The organism is Erythrobacter sp. (genome assembly GCF_023653175.1).
Classification (GTDB): Bacteria; Pseudomonadota; Alphaproteobacteria; order Sphingomonadales; family Sphingomonadaceae; genus Erythrobacter.
In genome coordinates, this window is sequence record NZ_JAMNXL010000191.1 from 1 (window position 1) to 6,794 (window position 6,794).

Annotated in this window: 9 protein-coding genes; 6 read left to right on the forward strand and 3 right to left on the reverse strand. The window is 66.9% G+C overall.

Annotated elements, in window-relative coordinates; translation table 11 throughout:
• On the forward strand, positions 1–797 hold a 797-nt coding region (locus tag NBV68_RS16395; protein ID WP_296311820.1), incomplete at its 5' end, for an SDR family NAD(P)-dependent oxidoreductase.
• On the opposite strand, the gene NBV68_RS16400 is transcribed toward NBV68_RS16395, so the two are convergent.
• The 3 genes from NBV68_RS16400 to NBV68_RS16410 are packed head-to-tail and all read right to left on the reverse strand — an operon-like array spanning position 794 to position 2,759.
• Entirely contained in the window at positions 794–1,459 is a 666-nt protein-coding gene (locus NBV68_RS16400; RefSeq protein ID WP_296311823.1) for an HAD family phosphatase, read from the reverse strand. The two genes, NBV68_RS16395 and NBV68_RS16400, sit on opposite strands and share 4 nt — an antisense overlap.
• A 15-nt stretch (positions 1,460–1,474) precedes the next feature.
• Positions 1,475–2,293 carry a hypothetical protein gene (locus tag NBV68_RS16405; RefSeq protein ID WP_296311826.1) on the reverse strand — a complete coding sequence of 273 codons (819 nt, stop codon included), beginning with the start codon at positions 2,291–2,293 and terminating at the stop codon, positions 1,475–1,477.
• 49 nt (positions 2,294–2,342) lie between these two features.
• Positions 2,343–2,759: a thioesterase family protein gene (locus NBV68_RS16410; protein WP_296311829.1), complete on the reverse strand. Its 417-nt coding sequence runs from the start codon at positions 2,757–2,759 to the stop codon at positions 2,343–2,345.
• A 130-nt stretch (positions 2,760–2,889) separates the two neighbouring features.
• Between NBV68_RS16410 and leuC the strand changes: the two genes are divergently transcribed.
• The 5 genes from leuC to NBV68_RS16435 are packed head-to-tail and all read left to right on the forward strand — an operon-like array spanning position 2,890 to position 6,758.
• Positions 2,890–4,320, forward strand: a complete 1,431-nt coding sequence (gene leuC, locus NBV68_RS16415) for a 3-isopropylmalate dehydratase large subunit (RefSeq protein ID WP_296311832.1) — start codon at positions 2,890–2,892, stop codon at positions 4,318–4,320.
• On the forward strand, positions 4,320–4,886 hold the full coding sequence (locus tag NBV68_RS16420; protein WP_296311835.1) for a DUF2199 domain-containing protein: 567 nt from the start codon (positions 4,320–4,322) through the stop codon (positions 4,884–4,886). Before leuC ends, NBV68_RS16420 begins: the two co-directional genes overlap by 1 nt.
• A gap of 45 nt (positions 4,887–4,931) precedes the next feature.
• Positions 4,932–5,108, forward strand: a complete 177-nt coding sequence (locus NBV68_RS16425) for an LPXTG cell wall anchor domain-containing protein (RefSeq protein ID WP_296311837.1) — start codon at positions 4,932–4,934, stop codon at positions 5,106–5,108.
• 24 nt (positions 5,109–5,132) lie between these two features.
• Entirely contained in the window at positions 5,133–5,732 is a 600-nt protein-coding gene (leuD, locus tag NBV68_RS16430; RefSeq protein ID WP_296311840.1) for a 3-isopropylmalate dehydratase small subunit, read from the forward strand.
• A gap of 27 nt (positions 5,733–5,759) precedes the next feature.
• Entirely contained in the window at positions 5,760–6,758 is a 999-nt protein-coding gene (locus tag NBV68_RS16435; RefSeq protein WP_296311842.1) for an NADPH:quinone oxidoreductase family protein, read from the forward strand.
• Positions 6,759–6,794: the final 36 nt, after the last annotated feature.

The following is a 6,794-nucleotide window of genomic DNA, read 5'->3' on the forward strand; positions in this document are numbered from 1 at the left end:
GCGAGGATGTCGCCGCCGCGGTCGAGGAGGTCATCGCCCGCCACGGCGGGTTCGACACCTTCGTCAGCAATGCGGGCGTGGGCGCCTATGCCCTGCTCGAGGAAATCTCCGACGCCGACCACCGCCAGGTGTTCGCAACCAATTACTGGGGCACGGTCCACTGCGCGACCGAGGCGCTGCCCCACCTCAAGGCGCACGGCGGCGCGCTGATCGTGACCGGCTCGATCGCCTCGGACATGCCCTCGCCGGTGCTCTCGGCCTACACGGCGAGCAAGCATGCGGTGAAGGGCTATGTGGATTCGCTGCGGCTCGAACTGATGCACGAAAAGGCGCCTGTCTCGGTGAGCCTGATCCAGCCATCGGGCGTCAACACGCCCTTCGTCGACAAGGCGCTGAACCAGATGGAAGCGCGGGCGATGATCCCGCCGCCGATCTATTCGCCCGATCTCGTAGCGGAGGCGATCCTGCATGCCGCGGTTCACCCGACGCGCGACTTGATCGTTGGCGGCGGCGGACGGGCGATGACGCTTTTGGCAAGGACCCTCCCCCACCTCGCCGACCGCGTGTTCCAATACGCCTTCTTCAGCACGGCGATCGACCCGGACAAGCCCGCGCAGAACAGCGGCGTCAAGGGCTTCCGCACCGGCGGGGGCGAGGGCAAGGTCTATGGCGTGCTACCGATGCGCCGGACCAGCCTCTACACCTACGCTCGCTCGAACCCGCTCGCGGCACTGGCCGGCGCGGTGGTGGTGGCAGGGGTGGCAGGCGCGCTGAGCGCGGCGCTGCGGCGGCGCTAGGCGCGCAGCATCAGCCCGGTGACCTCGGCCCAGCTTGCCGCAAGCTGATCCGCGCCCGCAGCGCTCAGCCGGGCATCATGTCCGGGCCGGATATGCGCCCCGGCGAGCAGCCCGATCACTTCCATCCCCGCCGCCTTGGCCGCCCTGACCCCAGAGGGACTGTCCTCGATCACGAGACACGCCGAAGGCGGAACGCCGAGGCGCTCGGCGGCGAGCAGATAGATGTCGGGCGCAGGCTTGCCCTGCGTGACCAGCTCGGCGCTGTAGACGTGAGCGCCGAAAGCCTCGGCCAGCCCCAGCACCTCGAGGCACAGCGCGAGGCGCGCGGGCGAGCTTGACGAGGCGATGCCGCGCGGGCGCTCCCCGAGCGCGCGGGCGAAGTCCCCTGCCCCGGGCACCTCGGCAAGATCACGGCGGAAGCGCGCCATCATCGTATCGGAAAGGTGCCCGCCCCACTCGGGCGGCACCGGGCGGCCAAGGCCCTCCTCGATCAGAGCGATCATCTCGCCCCAGCGTGTGCCGACATAGCGGTCGTAGGATTGTTCGAGGGTGGTCGGCAGGCCGAGGCGGGTGAGTTCCTCGGCCAGCACGAGGTTGGCGAGCATCTCGCTGTCAGCGATCACGCCGTCGAAATCGAAAATCACTGCGGCCGGAACGCGCATGGCGGGGGCGCAGTCCTATTCGACCCGGCGGATGCGGGGCTTGCCGCCCGACACCTCGACCGCCCATGCCGTCTTGTTGCTGGCGGTGAGGACATAGACCGGAAGGCCCGCGACATAGACCGAGAAGACGTGGATCTCGGTCGGCACGGGGTCGAGCAGGTGGCTGATGCTCAGGGCTTCGGGTCGCTTCCCGTCCGCCGCAAGGCTGGCCATGGTCAGGCACGAATTGGTGAATTTGCGGCTGGCCTTGATCTGGCCCGCCACGATCTCGAAACGATGATGCCCGCCGAAGGGAATCTCGCCAACCTTCTCCTGCGGGGTGAGCAGATAGGCATAGAACCCGCCATCGGGCCTGCCGGTGGGGAAGACAACAGTGTTGAACGGCTTGGCCGAGCAGCCCTGGACGCGCTGGCTGCGGGCGAGCTGGGTTGCGGTGACCAGCGCCGTTTCGGCAGGCGTCAGCGCGCGTTCGCCGGGCGCATAGGTGGCGGCGCGGATGACCTTTTTCCCATCATAGACCCCGGCCCAGACCGCTTCGTAGCCCTCGCCCGCGAGCCGGAAAAACACCGTTTCCCAGCCGCCAGCAACTTCGTTGACGATCCAGCCTGCGATCCCGTTCTTGCGCGCACCGGGCAGGTCTTCGAGCATGGCATCAGTGCCATGCCAGGCGGCCTGATCGTAGGAATAGATTTTCGACCCCAGATCGACCGCCTGTTGAACGGCGGCAGCCTCGGTCATCTGCGGCGCAGGCGCGGCGGCGTCCTGAGCGGCGAGCGGCGAGGCGGTCATCGCATAGCCGCCTGCAAGAATGGCCAAAGCCTTGAAGCTGTTCACGATTGCGTCCCTCCCGTCCCCGGGGCGGGACGCGAGCGAGACTATCGCGTCATTCCCCCTGAGGGAAGAAGAACGTGCGCAGATGCTCGCCGATGCGCGCCGGGCGCAGGGTTTCGGCATCGATGCAGCACCAGCTCGATTGCACCTCGGCCAGCACTTCCTCGCCGCGCTTGATCAGCGTCGAGTAGAACGCGCGCGCGCCGTTGAAGCGTTCGAGCACGGTCTGCGCCATCACATCATCCTCGAGGAAGGCGGGCTTGCGGTAGGTGATCTCGTGCTTCAGCGCGACCCACGCCTTGGTCGCCACGTCCTCGGCCGGAGCGATCCCGCGCCAATGCGCCAGCACCGCGTCCTGCACCCAGTTGAGGTAGCGCGCATTGTTGACGTGGCCCATGAAATCAATGTCGGACGCGACGACCTTGATCGGGTGGAAAAAGGCGGGCGAGAGAGGCGCGATTGCTGACATGGATGTAAGCTATCGCAAGAATTTTACAATTTCCACCACCAGGTGAAGGTAAATCGCCGCAATCTTGCCACGGCCCGGCAATCGTGACACTTGGGCCGCTCTTCCAGCCCCCAAGTGATGGACACGAGCCATGGCGAGCCGCCCCCGCACCCTCTACGAAAAGATCTGGGACGCGCATGTCGTCGAGACTCGCGACGACGGGACGGCGCTGATCTATATCGACCGTCATCTGGTGCACGAAGTGACCAGCCCGCAGGCCTTTGAGGCGCTGAAGGTGGCGGGCCGCCCGGTGCGCAGACCCGAGTTGACCCTCGCAGTACCCGACCACAACCTGCCGACAACCGCGCGACAAGATGGCAACGGCAGGCCGATACCCATCGCCGACGCCGAGAGCGCCGCCCAGCTCGCCGCGCTGGAAGTGAACGCGCCGGCCTTCGGCATCCGCTACATCCCGGCGACCGCGAAGGAGCAGGGGATCGTCCATGTCGTCGGCCCCGAACAGGGCTTCTCGCTGCCCGGCACAACCATCGTCTGCGGGGATTCGCACACCGCCTGCCACGGGGGCCTCGGCGCGCTGGCTTTCGGTATCGGGACGAGCGAGGTCGAGCATGTGCTCGCCACCCAGACGCTGTTGCTCCAGCAATCGAAGCCGATGGAAGTGCGGGTGGACGGCGATCTCGGCCCGGGTGTAAGCGCCAAGGATCTGATCCTCCATATCATCGGCAAGATCGGCGCGGCGGGCGGATCGGGATTCGTGATCGAATACCGCGGCAAGGTGTTCGAGCGCATGACCGTCGAGGAGCGGCTCACGGTCTGCAACATGAGCATCGAGGCGGGCGCGCGTGCGGGCCTGATCGCGCCTGACGACACGACTTTCGCCTACCTCAAGGGCCGCCCGATGGCACCCAAGGGTGCCGAGTGGGACGCGGCGGTCGCTTACTGGCGCACGCTCCACACCGATGAAGGCGCGACCTTTGCCAAGAGCGTGCGCCTTGACGCCGCCGCTGTCGAACCCAGCGTCACATGGGGCACCTCGCCCGAGGACGTCGTGCCGATCGGCGGCCGCGTCCCCGCGCCGGAAGATTTCGCCGACGAGAGCAAGCGCGTCGCGGCGCAGAAATCACTCGACTACATGGGCCTCACCCCCGGCACCCCGATGACGGAAGTTCCAATCGAGAACGTCTTCATCGGCTCCTGCACCAACAGCCGCATCGAGGACCTGCGCGCCGCCGCCGCGGTGCTCAAGGGCCGCCGCAAGGCCGATAATGTGCGCTGGGCGATCGTCGTCCCCGGCTCGGGGCTGGTCAAGGCGATGGCCGAGGACGAGGGGCTCGACAAAATCTTTATCGAAGCCGGCTTCGAATGGCGCGAGCCGGGCTGTTCGGCCTGCCTCGGCATGAACCCTGACAAGGTGCCGCCGGGCGAACGCTGCGCCTCGACCAGCAATCGCAACTTCGTAGGGAGGCAGGGCCCCGGCGCGCGCACGCACCTCGTCTCACCCGCGATGGCTGCCGCCGCGGCGGTGACCGGGCGTCTCGCCGATGTGCGCGAGCTGGTGTGATGCCGGGGCCGTTCCGGCTCGTCGAAGGCGGCGCGCTCGGAAAGCTTCGGCGCGGCTACCACTGCGCCGATTGCGACGAACCGCACGGTGAGATGTTCCACCTCTCCTCATGGGCGCCCGACCCGTGGACTGGGCCCGAACAGTACGAACCCAATCACGCGCTGCGCCTTGAAGGCGACTTCCTCAGCGAGGATTTCTGCGTGCTGGGGGGGCAATATTTCTTCGTGCGCTGCGTGCTGCCTATCCCAGTCCACGGGATGGACGAAGAATTCGGCTTCGGCTGCTGGGGCACATTGAAGCGCGAGAATTTCGAGATTTATGTCGACCACTTCGATACCGGCAGGGTCCCGCCGCAAGCTCCGTTCTTCAGCTGGCTGTGCAATTCATTGAAGCCCTTTGACCTGCGCGAGCCGCTGGCCTGCACCATGCAGCCGCGCGCCGAGCGCCAGCGGCCCCATCTGCACGTCACCGCGCCCGAGCACCCGTTGGCCGCAGCCCAGCGAGATGGCATCTCGCCGGAGGAGGTTCTGCGCTACTACACCGTGCATGGCCATCGACCTGCATGACCCCAACCCCTTGAAACCCGCCGCTGCGAGGCGCATGGAATATCCATGACTGACAAGCCCAAGAACAACACCGCCCGCAATGCCGCGATTGCCGCTGCGGGTGCCATCGGATCGGCGGCCGTGGCCGCTGCACTGCTCTATGCCAGCAAGCGCAAGAAGAAGCCGAACGAGCCCACCCAGCCCGGCCCCATTCCCTCGGGCGAGCCGCCGCAAACCGATTAACTCTGGCCGACTGACAGGAACCCCATGCAGCCCCTCACCCGCGTCGAAGGCCGCGCCATTCCGCTCGGCCTCAAAAATGTCGACACCGACATCATCATCCCCGCCAAGTGGCTGAAGACGATCAGCCGCGAGGGTCTCGGCGCGGGCGCCTTCGAGGTGCTGCGGGCTAAACCCGGCAATGTCTTCGATGATCCCGCCTATCAGGGCGCGCCGATCCTGATCGCGGGCGACAACTACGGGTGCGGATCGAGCCGCGAGCACGCGGCCTGGGCGATGCTCGACCTCGGCATCCGCGTGGTCATCGCGCCGAGCTTTTCCGACATCCATTCGGGCAATGCGGTCAAGAACGGCATCCTGCCCGTCGTGCTGCCACAGGATGCGGTCGACCGGCTGCTGGAAGTGGCGCGCGAGGGGCTCGAGATCACCGTCGATCTCGAAGCGCAGACCGTTGCCACCCCCTATCAGGATCGCTTCACTTTCGAGATTGACCCGTTCCGCAAGCACTGCCTCCTGAACGGGCTCGACGAGGTCGGCCTGACCATGACGCGCAGTGACGCGATCGGCGGTTTTGAAGCCAGCCGCACCGCCGCCCAGCCTTGGCTGATGCGCGGCACCGCCGCCTAGAATTTCACAGAACAGGGAGAGGACATCATGAAAGCCATTCGCACCCACCAGACCGGCGGGCCGGAAACCCTGACCCTCGACGAGGTGGAAGCCCCCACCCCCGGCGCGGGCGAGGTGCTGATCGCGGTCAAGGCCTGCGCGATCAACTATCCCGACGGGTTGATCATCCGCGACATGTACCAGTTCAAGCCGCAGCGCCCCTTCTCGCCCGGCGGCGAGATCAGCGGCGTGATCGAGGCGCTTGGCGAGGGGGTCGAGGGCTTTGCGGTCGGTGACCGGGTGCTCGCCGGGATCGGCAATGGTGGCTTGGCCGAGAAGGTCGTTGTGCCCGCAGGCCGGATGTTCAAGGTGCCGGACGGCGTGCCCTTCGAGAAGGCCGCCTCGCTGCTGATGACCTATGGCACCACCATCCACGGGTTGAAGGACCGCGGGCACATCAAGGCGGGCGACACCGTGCTGATCCTCGGCGCGGCGGGCGGCGTGGGGCTTTCGGCTGTCGAACTCGCCAAGGCCTTCGGAGCACGCGTCGTCGCGGCGGTCTCCTCCGAGGCCAAGGGCGAAGTCGCGCGCAAGGCGGGCGCGGACGAGGTCGTGATCTACCCGCGCGAGGCGATGGACAAGGACGCCTCGAAGGCGCTCGCTGAAGCCTTCAAGCAGGCCTGCGGGCCGAACGGCGCGAACATCGTCTACGACATCGTCGGCGGGCAATATTCCGAGCCTGCGCTGCGCGCCATCGCCTGGGAGGGCCGCTTCCTGGTGGTCGGCTTCCCGGCGGGAATCGCCAAAATGCCGCTCAACCTCACCCTGCTGAAGTCCTGCGACATCTGCGGCGTGTTCTGGGGCGCCTTCACCGCGCGCGATCCGAAGGGCTTCCATGCGCAGGTGATGGAGTTGTTCGACCTGATGGCGGCCGGCAAGATCGACCCGCTGGTCAGCGAAACCTTCCCCCTCGCCCGCGCCGGCGACGCCATCGCCAAGCTCGAAGCGCGCGAGGCGGTCGGCAAGCTCGTGGTGACGATGGAATAGTGTCCCGGCGGCGCGGCTTCCTGCTTGAAGCCGCGC

Bases quoted from the DNA above. Each gene is read 5' to 3' on its own strand.
- leuC (WP_296311832.1), top strand. From the start codon at position 2,890: ATGGCGAGCCGCCCCCGCACCCTCTACGAAAAGATCTGGGACGCGCAT.
- leuD (WP_296311840.1), top strand. From the start codon at position 5,133: ATGCAGCCCCTCACCCGCGTCGAAGGCCGCGCCATTCCGCTCGGCCTC.
- NBV68_RS16410 (WP_296311829.1), bottom strand. From the start codon at position 2,759: ATGTCAGCAATCGCGCCTCTCTCGCCCGCCTTTTTCCACCCGATCAAG.
- NBV68_RS16435 (WP_296311842.1), top strand. From the start codon at position 5,760: ATGAAAGCCATTCGCACCCACCAGACCGGCGGGCCGGAAACCCTGACC.
- NBV68_RS16425 (WP_296311837.1), top strand. From the start codon at position 4,932: ATGACTGACAAGCCCAAGAACAACACCGCCCGCAATGCCGCGATTGCC.
- NBV68_RS16420 (WP_296311835.1), top strand. From the start codon at position 4,320: ATGCCGGGGCCGTTCCGGCTCGTCGAAGGCGGCGCGCTCGGAAAGCTT.
- NBV68_RS16400 (WP_296311823.1), bottom strand. From the start codon at position 1,459: ATGCGCGTTCCGGCCGCAGTGATTTTCGATTTCGACGGCGTGATCGCT.